Origin of the sequence: Lysinibacillus telephonicus, from assembly GCF_003966145.1 — a bacterium.
In the GTDB taxonomy this organism is placed as follows: Bacteria; Bacillota; Bacilli; order Bacillales_A; family Planococcaceae; genus Ureibacillus; species Ureibacillus telephonicus.
In genome coordinates this window covers 1-17,414 of record NZ_RXNR01000076.1, presented here as the reverse complement: position 1 = coordinate 17,414, position 17,414 = coordinate 1, and the positions used below count along the sequence as shown (strand labels likewise).

Sequence of the window (17,414 nt, the reverse complement as noted above, 5' to 3'; positions counted from 1 at the left end):
TTCATTTGCACGTATCACCTTTCATTGCTTGTTTCTAGACAATTCAAGTATATAGAAATCGGTGATTACGTGCTTTTTTATTTATGAAATTTTTTCAAACCCCAACAAATATTATAGAGCCCAAATAAATGGGTAGCATTTGGCCATCATTTTGCTGCCATTGCTGCCGCTGGACCATTAGTAGGGCCTGTTTTAGCTGCCCAATTTGGCTATTTACCTGGTCTTTTATGGCTGCTTATTGGGGCTGTGATTGGGGGAGCTGTTCATGACGCGGTAGTTTTATTTGCCTCAATGCGCCGTGGAGGGAAATCGCTTTCAGAAGTAATGAAAGAAGAGCTTGGACCTGTAGCAGGTTTTTGCACAGGATTAGCTATGCTATTTATTATTACCATTACAATGGCTGGCCTTTCTATGGTTGTTTTAGGGGCATTAGAGAGCAATCCATGGGGAACTTTTGCTGTAGCAATCACTATTCCGATTGCAATGCTTATTGGAATTGCTTATAAAAAGACGGGCAATTTAGTTGTAACATCAACAATTGGTTTTATTTTATTACTTATTGGTGTGTTTGTAGGGCCATATATACAAGGAACAGCACTTGGAGATTTTTTGACGTTTGATCGACAAACCTTAGCTATTATTTTGCCTATATACGCATTCTTTGCTGCTGCCTTACCAGTATGGTTTTTACTTGCGCCGCGTGATTATTTAAGTAGCTTTATGAAAATAGGTGTTTTCATAGCGCTTATTGCCGGTGTATTTTTTGTAAATCCGGTAATTCAATTCCCGCCTGTTACTGAATTCATACATGGTGGAGGCCCTATTATCGCGGGTCCTGTTTGGCCATTTGTATCGATTACAATTGCATGTGGCGCCATTTCAGGATTCCATGCTTTTATAGGCTCGGGCACGACACCAAAGATGTTAAATCGATGGGAAGATATAAGAGTCGTTGGTTTTGGAGCGATGCTAGTTGAAAGTTTAGTAGGGGTAATGGCGCTTGTTGCAGCCACAGCTTTACACCCTGGAGATTATTTTGCTATAAATGCTGCTCCTGCTGTCTTTGCAACTCTTGGAATGGAAACAGTGAATTTAACAAGTCTATCACAAACGATTGGAATGGATTTGGAAGGGCGAACTGGTGGAGCAGTATCATTAGCAGTAGGTATGACGCAAATATTTACAGGTATTCCATGGTTCTCTGGAATGGCATCTTATTTTTATCAATTTGTAATCATGTTCGAAGCAGTATTCATTTTAACGGCGATTGACGCTGGTACTCGTGTAGCTCGTTATTTAATTCAAGATTTCTTAGGCGATGCTGTAAAACCGCTTAAACGAACTGATTGGCTTCCAGGTACTATCTTTGCAAGTGCACTTGCTTGTTTTATGTGGGGATATTTATTGTATTCGGGTGAAATTGGGCCAATTTGGGCACTTTTCGGTGTCTCTAACCAACTAATGGCATCAATTGGTTTGGTTGTAGGCGGAACTGTTATCTTAAAAATGGCTACAAAACGTATTTATGTACTAACATGTATCATTCCATTAATATATTTATATATTACCGTAAATGTTGCAGGCATTTGGATGGTGAAAAATGTTTACTGGAATAGCGCAAATGCCGGTTATTCTGTATTAAATGGAATATTATCGATTATCATGTTGGTGTTAGGTGTCATTATTGTAGTGACAGCTGTGAGAAAGTGGATTCAACTATGGAACAGTCCACGAGGTTTTAATGAACAAACGATAAAAGCTTATTAAATTTAAGGGCGTTCAGATATTAACATTTTCTGAACTGCCCTTTTTCTATTTGAAAGCCTATCATTATTCATGTAAACTAGTGAGTGGAAAACGGAGGTATACATAATATGAGTGGTTCAGTTTCGTTAGTTCAATTAATCATCTCTGTAGTACTTTTCTTTGTAATGTTTTTTGGTATTGGCTTTTTATTGAACATGCTGCTTCGTATGACATGGCTAATGGCAATTGTTTATCCTATCGTTGTAATATTTATTGTTGATGAAGTAAGTTTTCTAGATTATATTTTTAAACCAGGATCAGCTTTTCCTGCCCTAATAGATAAAATCCAAGCGTTACAGGTAGTTGATATAACGATTTTATCTGGTGGATTTGCAGGAGCAATTGTTGCTGGCATTGTTATGATCTATTTGCGCAAAGCTGGATATCGAATGTTCTAACAATTAAGTGATTTTTACAAATAAAAGGCAGTACAGCGACCGAGAGTCGTTGTACTGCCTTTTAAATAATGACAGTATAAAATATAACTGAAATTAAAATTCCAGTAATTGCACCAGAAAATACTTCACTTGGCTTATGACCTAGTAATGTTTTCAATTCCTGAATTTTTTCGTTTTCATCCTTCTCAGGCCAATGTTTAATTTCGCGGAAAAACAATGCTAATTCATTTCTCATTCGATTAATGATGACTGCGTGCTGTCCAGCTTGATAGCGGACACCGCTTGCATCATACATAACAATACCTGCAAGCATTGCTGCAACAGCAAAGGTAGGGGAATTTAAGCCGGTTTCAAAGCCAATTCCTGTTGCAAGGCTTGTAACTGCTGCTGAATGAGAACTTGGCATTCCACCAGTAGAAGTCAATAAAGACCAGTCTAATTTTTTTGTGAAAATGAAATGAATTGGTACTTTAACGAATTGTGCAAATAAAATAGAAAAAAGAGCTAAAAGTAAAGGTGCATTTTGAAAAAGTGCCAAAATAAACAATCCCTACCCTTCATAATCTTTGTTTTAGTATAACATAACTAATTTAAGAGAATTCAAAAACCAAGAAATTCGTAATACGAAATATTCGATATAGTTAAAAAGCTTAACTATACTATTATTAGTAAAATGGAGGAGTGTTTACATGAAAATAGTAAAAGAAGCTAAGACATTTAATCAAGTGGATACGGAACTTCTAATTGTAGGAGTACAAAAAAACTGTGACCATATAAAAGGGTGGAATAATTTCATATCATTTTATGGTGAAAATGTGGAAGAATGGATACGTTCAGGCGACATATCCACCGAAAGAAAGAAAATGACGAAAATCCCGTATACAGGATTAAATCAAAAAATTAAAAGAGTTTTATTTGTTGGGTTAGGCGATACAAAAACATTAACGGAAAACGAGTTAAGGGAAACGTTTGGTTTAGTAGGAAAACAATTAAGAGCCTTAAAAACGAACAATTTTACAATTTGGCTTGAATCTTTTACAGCTAGTCCGATTGACGAGCAGACAATCGCCTTTTTATTTGCAGAGGGAGCAGGTTTAGGCTTTTATCAAGTACCACATTATAAGACGACATCAAATGAAGTAGATGTCTATATGGATGAAGTGCATTTTGTGACAGATGGGGATATTGATGAAATCGCTGCTAGCTACGAAGTAGGTAAAATATATGCAGACGCAGTTAATGAAGCTCGTAGTTTAGTGAATTTACCTCCGAATTTATTGACTGCTACAGACTTAGCTAACTATGCAGAACAATTGGCTAAACAGTATGATTTCGAAATTGAAATATTAAATAAAGCTGACTTAGAAGAACTCGGTATGGGAGGCATATTAAGTGTAAACAAGGGCTCCACTGAAGAACCGCGGCTTATTACAATTAAATATCAAGCAACTGAAAAATGGGAAGATGTTGTTGGATTAGTTGGCAAAGGCGTTACGTACGATACAGGTGGGTATTCAATTAAATCGAAAACAGGTATGGTTGGCATGAAAGGTGATATGGGCGGTGCTGCAGCAGTACTTGGAGCAATGAAAATTATTGGCGAATTACGACCTAATAAAAACGTCGTTGCAGTCATTGGATCAACAGACAATATGATTTCTGGTGATGCCTTCAAACCAGATGATGTTATTACAACCTATAGTGGAAAAACAGTAGAAGTATTAAATACAGATGCTGAAGGACGCCTCGTTTTAGCTGATGCGGTGACCTATGCAAAACAGCAAGGAGCAAATTATTTAATTGATGTTGCAACGTTAACTGGTGGGGTTATTACAGCTCTTGGTTATGATAAAACGGGATCTCTTACAAATAATGAAGCGTTTTTTGATTCATTTATAGAAGCGAGCATCGAAACGGGGGAATTTGTTTGGGGAATGCCGCTTACAGAAAGAGATAAAAAACGTATACGGAAATCAGATATAGCGGATTTAAATAATTCACCAGGCAGTGATGGTCATATGATTTTTGCTGGAGGCTTTGTTGGTGAATTTGTAGGGGATACGCCATGGATTCATTTAGATATTGCTGGCACTTCAGATGCTTCCTCCCCCTACGATTTAGGTCCTAAGGGTGGTACAGGTGTTATGGTAAGGACTCTTGCAACATTTATCGAAAGATTAGGCGAACAACTCAATTAAATTTCGCCTCGATGTTAAGTTAACCTTTAATAGGCATATAGCATATATGGACCTCCTTTTTTTACATATGTTACTTAAGAAAAGGAGGTTTAGTATGACAAGAAATTATTATCGTGGATATGATGGTTTTTCTAATTTTGGCTATCCTTTTTTAGGTGGATTTTTAGGTGGATTTCTAGGTAATGTAATTTATCCAGGTTATAATCGTTACCCTTATTATCCACCATATCCACCATATCCTCCATACTACTATCCATACAGAAGACCATACCGTCGTTATTAAAAAAAAGAAGCGCGTTTTTTACATTCGCGCTTCCTTTTTATTTTAATGTGGATCGTGTCGACGCACTTTTTTCAGCAAGAGGATGCTTGGGTATTCTTATTTTATTCCCTGCTCTTTTTTCATTGTTTCAATTTCTTCTTTAAGATCGTCACGTACTGTACCAGGCCACGCTTTAACACCTGCTAAGTACGATGATCTTGTCATTATATGAGCTCCTACTGGACCTGTAATAAATAAGAATAGCACTCCTAAAAGGATGCTAGGGTTGAAATGATCCTCTTTTAGCCAGAAGTGAAAGAATACTCCAAGCAAAATACACATAACCCCTAATGTTGAGCTTTTAGAAGCTGCATGTGCACGTGTATAAAGGTCAGGTAAGCGAATTAGACCCAGTGCAGCCACAACGATAAATAATAAACCAACAGATATAAAGAAAACGACTAAAATGTTAGCGAGAATTGTCACGAGTAATGATATCTCCTTTCTCTATAAATTTAGAGAAGGCAATCGTTCCAATAAACGATAGAATCGCTAATAAGAAAATAATTTCCAGGAAGAAACTTGTTTCAACTAATATTGAAAAAAGCCCCACTAAACAGATCAATAGAACTCCTATAGTATCCAATGCTACTACACGGTCAGAAGGGTTTGGACCCTTCACTAGCCGATATAGAAGTGCAACCATAGAAAGTGCAATAATTACTATTGCTCCCCAAAGAAAATATGTCATGTACGGCTCACCTCCAATATCGCTTTTTCAAATGAATTTCGAATTGAATCAATTGTTGCATCAATATCGTTACTATCAATTACGTGGATAAACAGAGATTTTGAATCATTTGATACGTGAACAACAACCGTACCTGGTGTTAATGTTATTAAACTTGATAAAAGAGTAATTTCCCATTCCTCAGTAAGCTCAGTATTATATTTGAAAAATGCTGGCTGCATTTCAAGCTTAGGTTTTAATACTAGAACTAAAACAGAGATATTCGCTAAAATTAACTCCTTAATAAAGAGAACGACCAGCTTTATAATTGCCCACACTCTGTCAATATAAAGACGAGAGTTAAAGAAACGTCTCATCGCAAGTATCGCAAGAAGCCCTAAAAGATAGCCTATAATAAAACGAGATACGGAATAATTAGAGGATAAAAACATCCACAAAAATGCTAGAAATAGATTTAATAATATTTGAAAGGACATTTATTCTCCTCCTTTCATGACCGCATCATTATAAATTGAAGGATCAGTTAATATTTTTGCTGCATCTTCCATAAACGGCATAATCCATTCTGTACCTACACCATAGAAAATTGAAACAATCACAAGCAGCATTGTCGGGAAAAATAAACGATTATAAGTTGTTTTATTAATCTCCTTAGACAGCTGTCCTTGTTCACCCCAAAATGCATAAATAAAAATGCGAATGACGGATAGTAAGACAACTAAGCTAGAGGCTAATATAAAAATACTAGTCCAAATATTCCCTGCTTGGAAACCACCTTGAACGATGAGCAGCTTTCCAATAAAACCACTTAGTGGAGGTACTCCAGCTAAGCCAAATGCTGCGATTAAATAAAACCAACCAAGGGCAGGGTAGGTTTTCATTAAACCGCCCATTTTTCGTAAATTTGTTGTCCCCGTTACAAAAATAACAATCCCAATAAGCATAAACAATGCTGCTTTAATAATCATATCGTGGATAAGGTAGAACATAGCTCCTTCAAGTCCAACTTCATTCATTTGTGCCACGCCGAATAAAATAACTCCAACAGCAATGACAATATTGTAAATAATAATTTGTTTAACATCAAAATGAGCAAGGGCACCAATACATCCAGCAATGATTGTTATAATCGATAAAATCAATAATAATTCATGCGTATAGGATAAATCGTGGGTAAAAAATAACGTATATGTACGCATAATTGCATATACTCCCACTTTCGTAAGAAGCGCACCGAATAAAGCCAAAACAGGGATTGGTGGTGCTGAATATGCACTAGGCAGCCAGAAGTAAAGTGGGAAAATTGCAGCTTTCATGCCAAATACCATTAAGAACAACACTGCAATGACCGTTAGAATTCCTGGTTGATTTACTTCTGTAATTTTCTCTGAAATATCAGCCATATTCAAAGTTCCAACAACAGAATATAAAAATGCAACTGTAATAACAAATAGAGCAGATGAGATGACGTTCACTAAAATATATTTAATAGATTCTCGTAGTTGAGCTTTTTCGCCACCAAGAACTATCAACAAATAAGAAGACATTAAAAGAACCTCAAAAAATACGAAAAGGTTGAAAATATCTCCTGTTGTAAATGCTCCATTTACCCCAGTAATAATAAACATAACTCCAGGGTAATAGAAAAACTGCTCACGTTGTTTTCCAATTGATCCGAAACCGTACCAAACGATAAAGAATGCTAGTATTAATGTTGTTAGGACAAGCAATGCTGAAACAGTATCTGAAACCATTGTAATACCAAATGGAACTGGCCAGCTGCCAAACGTAACAGATTGAGGTCCATTTTCATAAACAGTTGCTAAAAGAGCGAATGCACATACTATCGAGATTACTAACCCGAATAGGGCTGTTATTCTCTGATAGGCTAATTTCTTTTGTCCAAACATTAAAATCATACCGAAGAAAAATGGGATGATAATCGGCAATAAAAGAAAGTTATTCATTATCGTCACTTCCTTTCATTAATGTCATATCATCTGTTTTTAACTCTTGATACGCTCGGTAAGCTAGAACTAAAAAGAATGCTGTTACACCAAAGCTAATAACAATAGCTGTTAAAATTAATGCTTGTGGGATTGGATCAACAAAGTCTGTTACTCCATCTGCTAAAACAGGTGGTGCACTTCCTTTAAAGCTTCCCATTGTTAAAATAAGCAGGTGTGCTCCGTGACTAAGCAATCCTGTACCAATAATAATCCTCAGCAAGCTGCGAGATAAAATCAAATAGATTGCGGCCATAAAAAGAAATCCGCAGACAAATGCCATAATTATTTCCATTATTCATCCTCCCCAATCGTTTGAATAATGGTCATCGTAACGCCAACAACAACCAAATAAACACCAAAGTCAAACAATGCTGCAGTATGAAGCGACGTTTTTCCTAATATAGGTAAATTGAAGTAATCAAAGGAGTGTGTGAAAAACGGCTTTCCGGCAATCATTGAAAAAGTCGCAGTTCCTAAAGCTACTATTAAACCAGTAGCAACTAGATAAATATAGTTTATTGGCAATATAGACTGCACCTTTTTTAAATCAAATGCAATAATAAGCAGTACGATCGCACAAGAAGTGACTAAGCCTCCAACAAATCCTCCACCAGGTGTATAATGTCCTGCGAAGAAAATATGAACAGCATAGAAGAAAATAATGAAAAAGACAATTTTCGCAGTAAACTGCAATATGACATCATTTGTTTTCATAATTTTTCTCCTTTCTGCTCATTCGAAGTTTAATCATTCCATAGATTGCCATTCCGGCGATTCCCAAAACAGTAATTTCGAACAATGTATCGAAACCACGATAGTCTACTAAAATTACGTTTACAATGTTGCCGCCGCCAGCAAGTGTATACACTGTTTCTTTATAATAATTAGTAATAGATTCTACTAATTTTTGCGAATGTGCTGATAGAGCTACTAGGGTAACCATTACACCAACAGCTACAGAAACAAATGCTCTACCTAATCTAAAGCGGGTACGTTCTTCTGCTTTTTGGAATTTTGGCAAGTGATAAAACGCCAATAGGAATAATGCAACTGAAATTGTTTCGATTACTAATTGTGTTAATGCTAAGTCAGGTGCATTAAAAATTACAAAGAATAATGACACTGTATAACCGACAGCGCCCAAAGCAACAATTGATGTAATTCTTGATTTTGCAAAAACTGTAGTAATTGTACCAATAACTAATACTATTACTAAGATTATTTCATATAAGGAGATAGTGGACGCATTATCAAAGGATACTACAAATGCATCTTTTATAAATAGTGTTCCAATAACAATAATTGAAATTGCCCCAAACATAAAACCTAAATATCTACGAATTGATCCCGTCATATAAAGGCCAGAGAAACGATTAATCCATGTATCGCAAAGGTCATATATAACAAAGTCGTATAAGTTATTCAGTGTAAGCTTTGGAGGTAGGGCATTGTACATTTTTTGCCATTTAGATAGAAGCATAAAACCTACAAGACCAATTATTATAATTCCAACTGTCATCCACAGTTCTGGATTAACTCCATGCCAGGCTGCAACATGTATATCTACCTCATTTGGAGATGTGTACAAGAATGGCTGTATAGCAGCAACAGCAGGTTTAACAAAAGTATCCGCAATAATGTTTGGAATAAAGAATATTGCGACAACTAAACTTGCCAATATAACTGGAGAAATCAACATACCAATAGGAGCTTCATGAGGTTTCTTTGGTAGCTGTTCAACTTCAAGTTTTCCAGTAAATGTTTTAAAGACAAAGTAAAAACTATAAATAAACGTAAACACACTTGCAATCCAAGCAATAACAGGGAATAGTACTCCCCATGTTGAAAAATTAAAGAAATCAAATTCTGTAATGGATAACATCGCTGTCAAAAACATTTCTTTACTTAAGAAACCGTTGAATGGTGGCAGACCGGCCATTGAAAAGCTGCCGATTAATGCCACAGTAAAGCTTACTGGCATTAGGCTCATTAAACCACCAAGTTTCCGAATGTCTCGAGTACCTGTTTCATGATCGACAATACCTGCTATCATAAACAAACTACCTTTAAATGTTGCGTGGTTAATAAGATGGAAAATAGCCGCAAATGCTGCATATTTGAAGATAGTATTCTCTGCACCATCAACATGATAGGCCATTGCTCCAACTCCTAGCAAGGACATTATAAGACCTAGTTGACTTACTGTTGAGAAAGCAAGTATTCCTTTTAAGTCTGTTTGTTTTACAGCAAAGAATGATCCCCAGAATAATGTCAATAAACCAATCCCAGCAACCAACCAAATCCAAACTTCAGAAATCGCGAATATTGGTGTAAAGCGGGCTACTAAATAAATACCTGCTTTAACCATTGTTGCGGAGTGAAGGTAGGCACTAACAGGTGTAGGCGCTTCCATTGCATCTGGCAACCATATATAAAATGGGAATTGAGCTGACTTTGTAAACGCACCCAATAAAATTAACAGCAGGGCAATAATAAATGTATCGTGAGCTGCTAGTTCTGGTGCTTGTTCGATCAACTCGCGAATGGAAAATGTCCCACCCATTAAGGATAGTGATACGAATCCTCCCAGCATCATCATACCGCCAGCAACGGTAATTACCATTGATTTTAATGCACCGAACCTTGATTTATCTCGATTAAACCAATATCCGATTAATAAAAATGATGAAACAGAGGTAAGCTCCCAGAATAAATAAAGTGTAATCATGTTGTCAGACTGTACCACACCAAGCATTGCTGCCATAAACATAAGCAAATAAACATAAAAATTATGCAACTGCTCTTTTTTACGATCTAAATAGTAAATCGAATAAAGTACAACAAGTGCGCCAATTCCTGAAATAAGTAAAGAAAACAGTAAGCTTAGTCCATCAAGATATGACACAAATGAAATTCCGAGTGAAGGAATCCAATCTAACTGCGCAATAACTGTATCACCATTTGCTACCACAGGTATATAAGTTGCATAAAACGTTACTAGAAATAATGGGACAATTAAAACGAACCATCCAGTATGTATTGTACGAACTTTCTTATAGAAAAATGGTATAAAAAGCGCGGCTAGTATTGGAATAAAAATACACAATACTTGAAACAAAATAATCCCCCTTTCAAAAAGTAAAGCCAAAATTTATCATTATTTAAAAGCTCAATCAAAAAATATTATAACATTTCTTATGCAATAATTCACTTCGTGGCTAGGTATTTCAGTACTTGATTCACCTAATTAGTATCCGCTATATTAAATAGGATAAGAAATACGGAAAATGAGGAAAAGTTCATGAAAAATCCATATTTATATGGCTATTTACCATTATTCTCGATACTCCTTTTTAGTTTAACCTTTGGGATTTATGCAGTAGGAGAGTCACTAAATCTGCTGTCATCAATAGGCATTTATGCAGGGATGAGGGAATTTTTAACTGATTTTGAATTGCGTGTTTTGTTATTAATTGTATTTGCCCTTTGTTTTTTTATGTTATTTTCAGCATTAAAATTAATTGGGGAAACAATTCACGAATTAGGGATGTTATTCTTCTCCAGAGATAAGGTTGGAGAAACGATTAGTGTTGCAAGGGGCGGGTATGTTATTTTCTTCTTTGGGGCGCTCGTATCTGCTTTCGGAATGCAGTCGATAATTATAATGTGTATTATTTTTATTCTTACTGTATTATCATATTTTGTTTATAACATATATAAATTAAGCCAATATTTATCTATTACTGGAACGATTGGTTTAATCTTTTTTGAAGTGCTATTTTGGGCAATTTTCCTTACGCTAATCATAGTGGTTGTACTAAAACTTTATAATGGGATTTTGGCAAGCTTGCCTTTTGCAAATTAAAAATGAGGAGTGACATCAAATGCCACTCCTCATTTTTCTTTAATCTTTTCACTAAAACTGAAAGGAAATACTGAGAAACTATTAAACATATCCCTAATTCATAATCGTATTAAAGATTTTAAAATGTACTTTTTCGTTTTCCATTGACTGCATTGATTTTGGAACGTCGTAACCGATCCAAACAGCAGCAGTATATTCATCTGTTAATCCTGCCAGCCAAAAATCTTTATAGTCATTCGTTGTACCGGTTTTTGCACCGATATAAGATGAATCCACCCATAGACCTTTACCTGTACCTCTAGCAACAACATCGCTTAATAATGATCGAATATAGTTGACTGTATGTGGGGACCAAATTGTTTCACGTTCATTTTTCCAACTATAAAGAACATTGCCTTCTAAATCTGTCACTTTTCTTATACTATGTGCACGTTCATAAGAACCATCGATAAAACTTGAATATGCATCCGCCATTTCAAGAGTTGTTACACCATATGTAAGACCACCTAATCCAGCAGCATAGGTTCTATCTTCTTGGACAATTGATTCAAAATGAAAGCGGTCTATATAGCGAAAACCAGTTTCAAGTCCTATTAAATGAAATAAGCGTAGTGCTGAAGTGTTATAGCTATCTCGAAAAGCAGTAGCAATAGATACGTTGCCATAGACTCCTCCGCCATAATTTTGAGGGCAAAAATTCGCTATGCAGTAATGACCACCACTAACAATAGATTTTGGCGTATAATCAGTTGTTTCAAAAAGAGGAGCGTAAACAATTAATGGTTTAAATGACGAGCCTGGTTGCCTTACTGCTTGATAGGCTCTATGGAAATCATATTTTTTATAATGTTTCCCAGCATAGAGACTTACAATTTCACGAGTTGAATTATCAATTACAACGGCACTTGCTTGTAACTCGCCTAAGCCTAAAATGGAATCTATTTGTTGTTCATCCTCCTGTTGTTTACTTGGGTCGAGGGCAGTATGAATAATTATTCCTTTTCGCAGCAGCTGCTGTAATTTAGAATCAATTTGCTCTTCGACTTTGGCTTTATCTTCAGCTGTTTTTGTATGTAGTTGTTCTTCTAAATTTTCATTATTCGCAATAAGAGACTTTAATTCATTTAATACATATGTGCTATATGCAGGATGTTTCTGTATTTTATCTTTGACATGCAGCGTAATTTTTTCAGATTTATATTGTTTTGCTTCTTCTGGGGAAATGGTATTGTTTTCAGATAATATATCGATTAATCTTTCCTGTCTTGCTTTCGTTTTTTCGAAATGCCGAAGCGGATCATATAAAGACGGATTGTTTGGAATTGCCGCGATAAATGCCATTTGAGCAATGGATAGTTCATCTAATGGCTTTTGAAAATAATATGTTGCAGCTGCACCAATTCCGTATACTTGATTGCTAAAATAGATCTCGTTTAAGTACATTTCTAAAATAGCTTCTTTATCATAAATTTGCTCAAGATGATAAGCATAGAATAATTCTGTTAATTTCCGTTCGTATGTTTTTTCTTCAGTTAAATAGCGCATTCGAACAAGTTGTTGTGTGATGGTACTGCCGCCTTGTTCACTAGACTGCTGTGATGAATTGACCACAATGGCCCTTGTAATGGCGCTTAAATTAAATCCAATATGAGTGAAAAACTCCTTATCTTCACTTAGCAAATAAATTTGCTTAATAGTATCGGGAATGTCCTCTAATTGAAGAGGTTGTCTCCATTCAACATATTCCTCGTTAAAAACCTTGCCATTTTTATCTAGCATGGTAATAGGTAGTTGGTTAGTTATTTCAGGTAGATGTATTTGCTGTTGAATTTGTTCTTCGTATGAATTTGTTGTATCAATTTCTTTCCAAATTTGTTTACCTAGTGAAATAAGAATAGGAAAGCAACAAATAATTAGTAGATAGCCTACTATTTGCTTCATAATATTCCTCCATGTAATCTTGCATAAGCTTAGAATATCATAGATTTATATTGTGGAGTATTTCATTTGATGATAAAAAACTAGCTTTTATTAAAAAGAGGCCTAATTGGGGAGGACTATTAAAAATTATTATATAGTGAGTGAGCAGGCTAAGTGGCTAACATGGCATTGGTTAAGGAAGCGATGGCGAAATGGACACGATGTTCTTGCTCTCCACACAAGCCGTAGAGAAGTGTTGTACGTGTCTCTACGACTTACTGGAGCTAGTGTATGACTCGATCATAAAAGGGGTTCAACTAAGCTTACAGTGGTAGGATGTTGTGTTTTCTAATTTGAACCTGCTGAATGTAAATAATGATTAATCTACTTTTGCGGAATTTTTCCGTTATTAAGCAAAACCTTTACATAGTTCGGGCATGATTTTTTAAAACATCTTCTAAATATTTCCTTGGTAGTTTTTGAATAATTAAGACGACGATTGCGGCAATCAAGAATAATAGACCTGTTGAATAAAAAACAGATGAAATGGTCGCTAATCCACTAATAAAGCCTCCTAAAACAGGTCCAATAATATTACCCAAGAAGCGGAAACTTTGATTATATCCCATAATTTCACCTTGCACTTCAATCGGTGCTTCACGGCGAATAAGGGCAGTTGTAATTGGGTTTAAGCCGCCAGAAAATATCCCGAATAAAAATCGCAAAACAATTAATTGCCAAAGGGACGTTACAAAGGCTTGTGGGATAATAAAGAGTACACTAATAAATAATAGCGCGGTTAATACTTTCTCGTAGCCGATTGCATCAGCTAACTTGCCAAAGAAGCGTCCAATTAAAAGATTACCGACTCCTGCTGCACTAAAGGTAATTCCTGCAAGCAAGGCAACCTGTTCTGATGCGGTTAAATGTGAAACGTATAATGAAAGTAGTGGTTGAATACTAAAATTACCGATTTGAATTAAAGATGTTACAAACATAATATTTAGTATTAGAGGATGATGAAAAATGGACCAAATAATATTTTTACGCGAATAGATAGTGTTATTTGGTTTCTTTATAATTTCTGGTTCGTGAATTCCAAAGATGATGATAATTGCAGCAATTGTAATTAAAGAAGCAGTTAAAATAAACGTATAGCTAAAACCGACAGCATCAGCTAAAAAACCGCCAAAAACAGGACCAAATAATGATCCTCCAACACTGCCTATTTGAAGTGTACCGAGAGTTTTCCCAGCGATATTTTTCGGAGTGTGTTTACTAATAAACGCCATTGAAGTGGGGATAAAGCCTGTAACAATCCCCATAAATAAACGCAATAGGAAAAACTGCGTTACATTTTGTACATAGCCCATTAAAAATATACTTATTGCAATGCCAAAACAGTTTATAATCATAATGGGTTTATAGCCATATTTATCTGCAATTCTTCCCCATATTGGAGACATGATGAATGCTGTAATAAAAGTCGCCGCAAATATGATGCCTGCCCATTTTTGTACATAGCTTTCTGAGAAATTTCCAAAAGTGTTTATATAAAGTGATAAAAAGGGCATAATCATCGTCATAGATCCAGAAACTATAAAATTTGAAATTAAAATAATGATGAAATTATGTTTTCGATTGGACATAAAAATACACATTCTTTCTAGCCATTCTTTTGACTGTTTTCGATAGTCACTTGACAGTATAACTAATTTCGGGACACGAAGAAAGTTAAAAGGTATTAGCGGAAAAAATAAACATTCTATGTTAAACTGTAACGAGGTATAAGATGGTAACATCTATATAAGAATGTATAATACTGAAGAAGAATGTCTTTTCGTTCATAAAGAGAGTTTATTCATCTGATGCTCCGCTTTCAATGAAGTTATTTGCCGCCTGTTATATAGATGTGACAAGAAGTGGCACGGGGCTGAACAGAGGGCTTCCGCTTTTCTTATATAATGATTACCTAAAATGAACATATTTAAATAAAAGGAGAGACTTTAAATGTTTCCACAATTATCAAAAGAGTTAAATCCAGGTGAAGTATTAGTTGAAATGAATACAACTTTAGGTTCAATCAAACTAAAATTATTCCCACAACATGCACCGAAAACAGTTGAAAACTTTTTAGGCCATGCAAAATCAGGTTATTACAACGGCATTATTTTCCACCGTGTTATTTCTGATTTTATGATTCAAGGTGGCGACCCAACAGGAACAGGTATGGGCGGCGAATCGATTTGGGGTAATTCTTTTGAGGATGAATTTAATGAAGAATTATTTAATCTGCGCGGTGCATTATCTATGGCAAACGCTGGTCCAAATACAAATGGATCACAATTTTTTATTGTACAAATGGAACATACGCCAAACAATATGATTCAACAAATGGAACAAGCAGGATATCCAAAAGAAATTATCGAAGAATATGCTCGCGTAGGCGGTACACCATGGTTAGACTTCAAACATACTGTATTCGGTCATGTTGTTGAAGGAATGGACGTTGTTGACAAAATTGCGAACGTTGACAAAGATATGCGCGATAAACCATTAGAAGATGTTAAAATTGAATCAATTGCAGTTATCGAATAATAAAATGAAAGAAGCGTGACAACATATGGGCACAATTGCTTTCGGATTTTTATATTTTCCAGAGGATAAGACAGCATATATCCCAGCAGCTTTTGAATTTTTAATTTTAATTATTTTATGTGTTTTAGCGTTTATGTGGATTAAACGTTTATCAAAAAAGCAAGAAATGAAAACGAAAAGCTTAGAAGAACGTATATTGCGTGAACGCCAGCAGAATGTGCAAAATAACTCTGAGCAATAGTGAAAAGGAGAGGTCTAAGATGCGACCTCTCCTTTTTTCTTTAATTGTTTTAAAGATAAATGGAAAAAAATTAAATAGACAATCGGTAATATCGTCATAAAATATACTATGCCTCTCCATCCCCAACTTTCCCATAAAGGACCGATTAACGTACTGCCTGATGCAACTCCTATATAATAAGAAACTAAATAAAGGCTTGATGCGCTTCCTTTCAAATGTGTAGCGTTTTTACTTACGTAAGCTGCAGTTAAAGAATGGGCAGTGAAAAAGCCAAAACATAAAACGCATAGACCGATTAATACAAAAATTAAAGAAGAGTGTAAAGTACATAACACACCGAATGTTAGAATGACAATTGAGGAAGATCTAACTCTTTCTAAAGTAAATCGACTAGATAACCAGCTTGCAATTGGTGCACCAATTATGCCAAAACTATAAGTAAAGTAAATAAATGAAATAGTTTCAAGCGATAATGAAAATGGCGGGGAAGTTAGATGGAAAGGTAAATATGTCCAAGTCCCTGTAAAGGCTATTTGTAAAACAATCCCTAGACCAAACATTAAAAGAAGTGATGGATTTTTTAAATGGTAGCTAAATCCAATTAAATCCTCTTTGAAACTTTTCGGGCTTGGGGTAAAATTTCTCGATTTAGGTAAAGCAAATAACACAAATAGAAAAATAATTAGTCCAAATATGACAATTATAAATAACGACAATTGCCAGTGAAATCTTTCCGATATAAAGCCAGCTAATATTCTCCCAATCATTCCACCTAGTGGATTAGATGAAATATAAAGTGCTGTCGCAATATGACTTGATTTTAAATCAATTTCCTCGCCGATATACGCTAACGCGGCAGCAGGCACACCAGCCAAAGTGAACCCCTGTACAAAACGCAACATAATAATTACGAAATATGAATCAATAAAAGGGATAATAAGAAATGGCAATATAGAAAGAAAAATGGACAGTTTTATAAATAAAACTCGTCCATTTCGATCCGAAAGAAACCCTAAAACAATTAAACCTGCAATGAGAGAAACAGTTGTCACTGACATTGACATACTTGAATATGAAACAGAGATGGAATACTCCTCCACAAATATTGGGAGGAGCGGCTGAAATGAGTAAAATGCAGCAAATGTAAACAATGATGCAAAACCAAGACTCATGACAACAATCCAAAACTGTTTATCTTTTATTGAATACCCCTTTGTGAACATTAAGAACACCTTCTTATCTTATTTTATTCACCGCTGCCAAATGGCAACCAAAGCGACATTTGCGGGAATAAAACAACTAATGCTAAAAATGCAATCATAAGAATAATAAATGGAATTACCCCTTTAACAACAACCCCAAGTTT

Annotated in this window: 17 protein-coding genes and 1 pseudogene; 7 read left to right on the top strand and 11 right to left on the bottom strand. The window is 35.4% G+C overall.

What is annotated here, in order from left to right:
* Window positions 1-123 precede the first annotated feature (123 nt).
* Together EKG35_RS17775 and EKG35_RS17770 are read left to right on the top strand one after the other, a co-directional pair.
* Window positions 124-1,767: pseudogene (locus EKG35_RS17775) on the top strand (carbon starvation CstA family protein); the annotation flags it as partial.
* A 107-nt stretch (window positions 1,768-1,874) separates the two neighbouring features.
* Window positions 1,875-2,204 carry a YuiB family protein gene (locus EKG35_RS17770; RefSeq protein WP_126295884.1) on the top strand — a complete coding sequence of 110 codons (330 nt, stop codon included), beginning with the start codon at window positions 1,875-1,877 and terminating at the stop codon, window positions 2,202-2,204.
* 61 nt (window positions 2,205-2,265) lie between these two features.
* On the opposite strand, the gene EKG35_RS17765 is transcribed toward EKG35_RS17770, so the two are convergent.
* A complete protein-coding gene (locus EKG35_RS17765) occupies window positions 2,266-2,742 on the bottom strand; it encodes a divergent PAP2 family protein (protein ID WP_126295883.1) in 477 nt (158 codons plus the stop codon).
* Between the two features lie 151 nt (window positions 2,743-2,893).
* On the opposite strand from EKG35_RS17765, the gene EKG35_RS17760 reads away from it, so the two are divergent.
* Together EKG35_RS17760 and EKG35_RS17755 are read left to right on the top strand one after the other, a co-directional pair.
* The gene (locus EKG35_RS17760) at window positions 2,894-4,402 is read left to right on the top strand and encodes a leucyl aminopeptidase (RefSeq protein WP_126295882.1); all 1,509 of its coding nucleotides are present in this window, start codon (window positions 2,894-2,896) and stop codon (window positions 4,400-4,402) included.
* A 94-nt stretch (window positions 4,403-4,496) separates the two neighbouring features.
* Window positions 4,497-4,685 (top strand): hypothetical protein, encoded by a 189-nt coding sequence (locus tag EKG35_RS17755; protein WP_126295881.1) that lies wholly within the window; start codon window positions 4,497-4,499, stop codon window positions 4,683-4,685.
* Between the two features lie 96 nt (window positions 4,686-4,781).
* On the opposite strand, the gene mnhG is transcribed toward EKG35_RS17755, so the two are convergent.
* Genes mnhG through EKG35_RS17720 form a run of 7 tightly spaced genes read right to left on the bottom strand, consistent with a single transcriptional unit; the run spans window position 4,782 to window position 10,542 of the window.
* Window positions 4,782-5,150, bottom strand: a complete 369-nt coding sequence (gene mnhG / locus EKG35_RS17750; protein WP_126295880.1) for a monovalent cation/H(+) antiporter subunit G — start codon at window positions 5,148-5,150, stop codon at window positions 4,782-4,784.
* Entirely contained in the window at window positions 5,134-5,415 is a 282-nt protein-coding gene (locus EKG35_RS17745; RefSeq protein ID WP_126295879.1) for a Na(+)/H(+) antiporter subunit F1, read from the bottom strand. The genes mnhG and EKG35_RS17745 overlap by 17 nt, the downstream gene beginning before the upstream one ends.
* Window positions 5,412-5,891: a Na+/H+ antiporter subunit E gene (locus EKG35_RS17740; protein WP_126295878.1), complete on the bottom strand. Its 480-nt coding sequence runs from the start codon at window positions 5,889-5,891 to the stop codon at window positions 5,412-5,414. The genes EKG35_RS17745 and EKG35_RS17740 overlap by 4 nt, the downstream gene beginning before the upstream one ends.
* Window positions 5,892-7,382, bottom strand: a complete 1,491-nt coding sequence (locus EKG35_RS17735) for a Na+/H+ antiporter subunit D (RefSeq protein ID WP_126295877.1) — start codon at window positions 7,380-7,382, stop codon at window positions 5,892-5,894.
* A complete protein-coding gene (locus tag EKG35_RS17730) occupies window positions 7,375-7,716 on the bottom strand; it encodes a Na(+)/H(+) antiporter subunit C (RefSeq protein WP_126295876.1) in 342 nt (113 codons plus the stop codon). The genes EKG35_RS17735 and EKG35_RS17730 overlap by 8 nt, the downstream gene beginning before the upstream one ends.
* The gene (locus tag EKG35_RS17725) at window positions 7,716-8,138 is read right to left on the bottom strand and encodes a Na(+)/H(+) antiporter subunit B (RefSeq protein ID WP_126295875.1); all 423 of its coding nucleotides are present in this window, start codon (window positions 8,136-8,138) and stop codon (window positions 7,716-7,718) included. Before EKG35_RS17725 ends, EKG35_RS17730 begins: the two co-directional genes overlap by 1 nt.
* On the bottom strand, window positions 8,125-10,542 hold the full coding sequence (locus tag EKG35_RS17720) for a Na+/H+ antiporter subunit A (protein WP_126295874.1): 2,418 nt from the start codon (window positions 10,540-10,542) through the stop codon (window positions 8,125-8,127). Before EKG35_RS17720 ends, EKG35_RS17725 begins: the two co-directional genes overlap by 14 nt.
* Window positions 10,543-10,725: 183 nt before the next feature.
* Here EKG35_RS17720 and EKG35_RS17715 point away from each other — a divergent pair, with 183 nt between their 5' ends.
* Entirely contained in the window at window positions 10,726-11,289 is a 564-nt protein-coding gene (locus EKG35_RS17715) for a DUF5366 family protein (RefSeq protein ID WP_126295873.1), read from the top strand.
* Window positions 11,290-11,382: 93 nt separating this feature from the next.
* Here the strand turns inward: EKG35_RS17715 and EKG35_RS17710 are convergent, their stop codons facing one another.
* Window positions 11,383-13,230 (bottom strand): transglycosylase domain-containing protein, encoded by a 1,848-nt coding sequence (locus tag EKG35_RS17710; RefSeq protein WP_126295872.1) that lies wholly within the window; start codon window positions 13,228-13,230, stop codon window positions 11,383-11,385.
* Between the two features lie 401 nt (window positions 13,231-13,631).
* Window positions 13,632-14,858, bottom strand: a complete 1,227-nt coding sequence (locus EKG35_RS17705; RefSeq protein ID WP_126295871.1) for an MFS transporter — start codon at window positions 14,856-14,858, stop codon at window positions 13,632-13,634.
* 361 nt (window positions 14,859-15,219) lie between these two features.
* Here EKG35_RS17705 and EKG35_RS17700 point away from each other — a divergent pair, with 361 nt between their 5' ends.
* On the top strand, window positions 15,220-15,807 hold the full coding sequence (locus tag EKG35_RS17700; RefSeq protein ID WP_126295870.1) for a peptidylprolyl isomerase: 588 nt from the start codon (window positions 15,220-15,222) through the stop codon (window positions 15,805-15,807).
* Window positions 15,808-15,832: 25 nt separating this feature from the next.
* Entirely contained in the window at window positions 15,833-16,048 is a 216-nt protein-coding gene (locus tag EKG35_RS17695; protein WP_126295869.1) for a hypothetical protein, read from the top strand.
* A gap of 14 nt (window positions 16,049-16,062) precedes the next feature.
* On the opposite strand, the gene EKG35_RS17690 is transcribed toward EKG35_RS17695, so the two are convergent.
* Window positions 16,063-17,271, bottom strand: coding sequence for an MFS transporter (locus EKG35_RS17690; RefSeq protein WP_126295868.1), 1,209 nt, complete (start codon window positions 17,269-17,271; stop codon window positions 16,063-16,065).
* Between the last annotated feature and the right edge of the window lie 143 nt (window positions 17,272-17,414).

Bases quoted from the DNA above. Each gene is read 5' to 3' on its own strand.
- EKG35_RS17700 (WP_126295870.1), top strand. From the start codon at position 15,220: ATGTTTCCACAATTATCAAAAGAGTTAAATCCAGGTGAAGTATTAGTT.
- EKG35_RS17695 (WP_126295869.1), top strand. From the start codon at position 15,833: ATGGGCACAATTGCTTTCGGATTTTTATATTTTCCAGAGGATAAGACA.
- EKG35_RS17735 (WP_126295877.1), bottom strand. From the start codon at position 7,382: ATGAATAACTTTCTTTTATTGCCGATTATCATCCCATTTTTCTTCGGT.
- EKG35_RS17770 (WP_126295884.1), top strand. From the start codon at position 1,875: ATGAGTGGTTCAGTTTCGTTAGTTCAATTAATCATCTCTGTAGTACTT.
- EKG35_RS17730 (WP_126295876.1), bottom strand. From the start codon at position 7,716: ATGGAAATAATTATGGCATTTGTCTGCGGATTTCTTTTTATGGCCGCA.
- EKG35_RS17705 (WP_126295871.1), bottom strand. From the start codon at position 14,858: ATGTCCAATCGAAAACATAATTTCATCATTATTTTAATTTCAAATTTT.
- EKG35_RS17725 (WP_126295875.1), bottom strand. From the start codon at position 8,138: ATGAAAACAAATGATGTCATATTGCAGTTTACTGCGAAAATTGTCTTT.
- EKG35_RS17755 (WP_126295881.1), top strand. From the start codon at position 4,497: ATGACAAGAAATTATTATCGTGGATATGATGGTTTTTCTAATTTTGGC.
- EKG35_RS17715 (WP_126295873.1), top strand. From the start codon at position 10,726: ATGAAAAATCCATATTTATATGGCTATTTACCATTATTCTCGATACTC.
- EKG35_RS17710 (WP_126295872.1), bottom strand. From the start codon at position 13,230: ATGAAGCAAATAGTAGGCTATCTACTAATTATTTGTTGCTTTCCTATT.
- EKG35_RS17740 (WP_126295878.1), bottom strand. From the start codon at position 5,891: ATGTCCTTTCAAATATTATTAAATCTATTTCTAGCATTTTTGTGGATG.
- EKG35_RS17745 (WP_126295879.1), bottom strand. From the start codon at position 5,415: ATGACATATTTTCTTTGGGGAGCAATAGTAATTATTGCACTTTCTATG.
- EKG35_RS17760 (WP_126295882.1), top strand. From the start codon at position 2,894: ATGAAAATAGTAAAAGAAGCTAAGACATTTAATCAAGTGGATACGGAA.
- EKG35_RS17690 (WP_126295868.1), bottom strand. From the start codon at position 17,271: ATGTTCACAAAGGGGTATTCAATAAAAGATAAACAGTTTTGGATTGTT.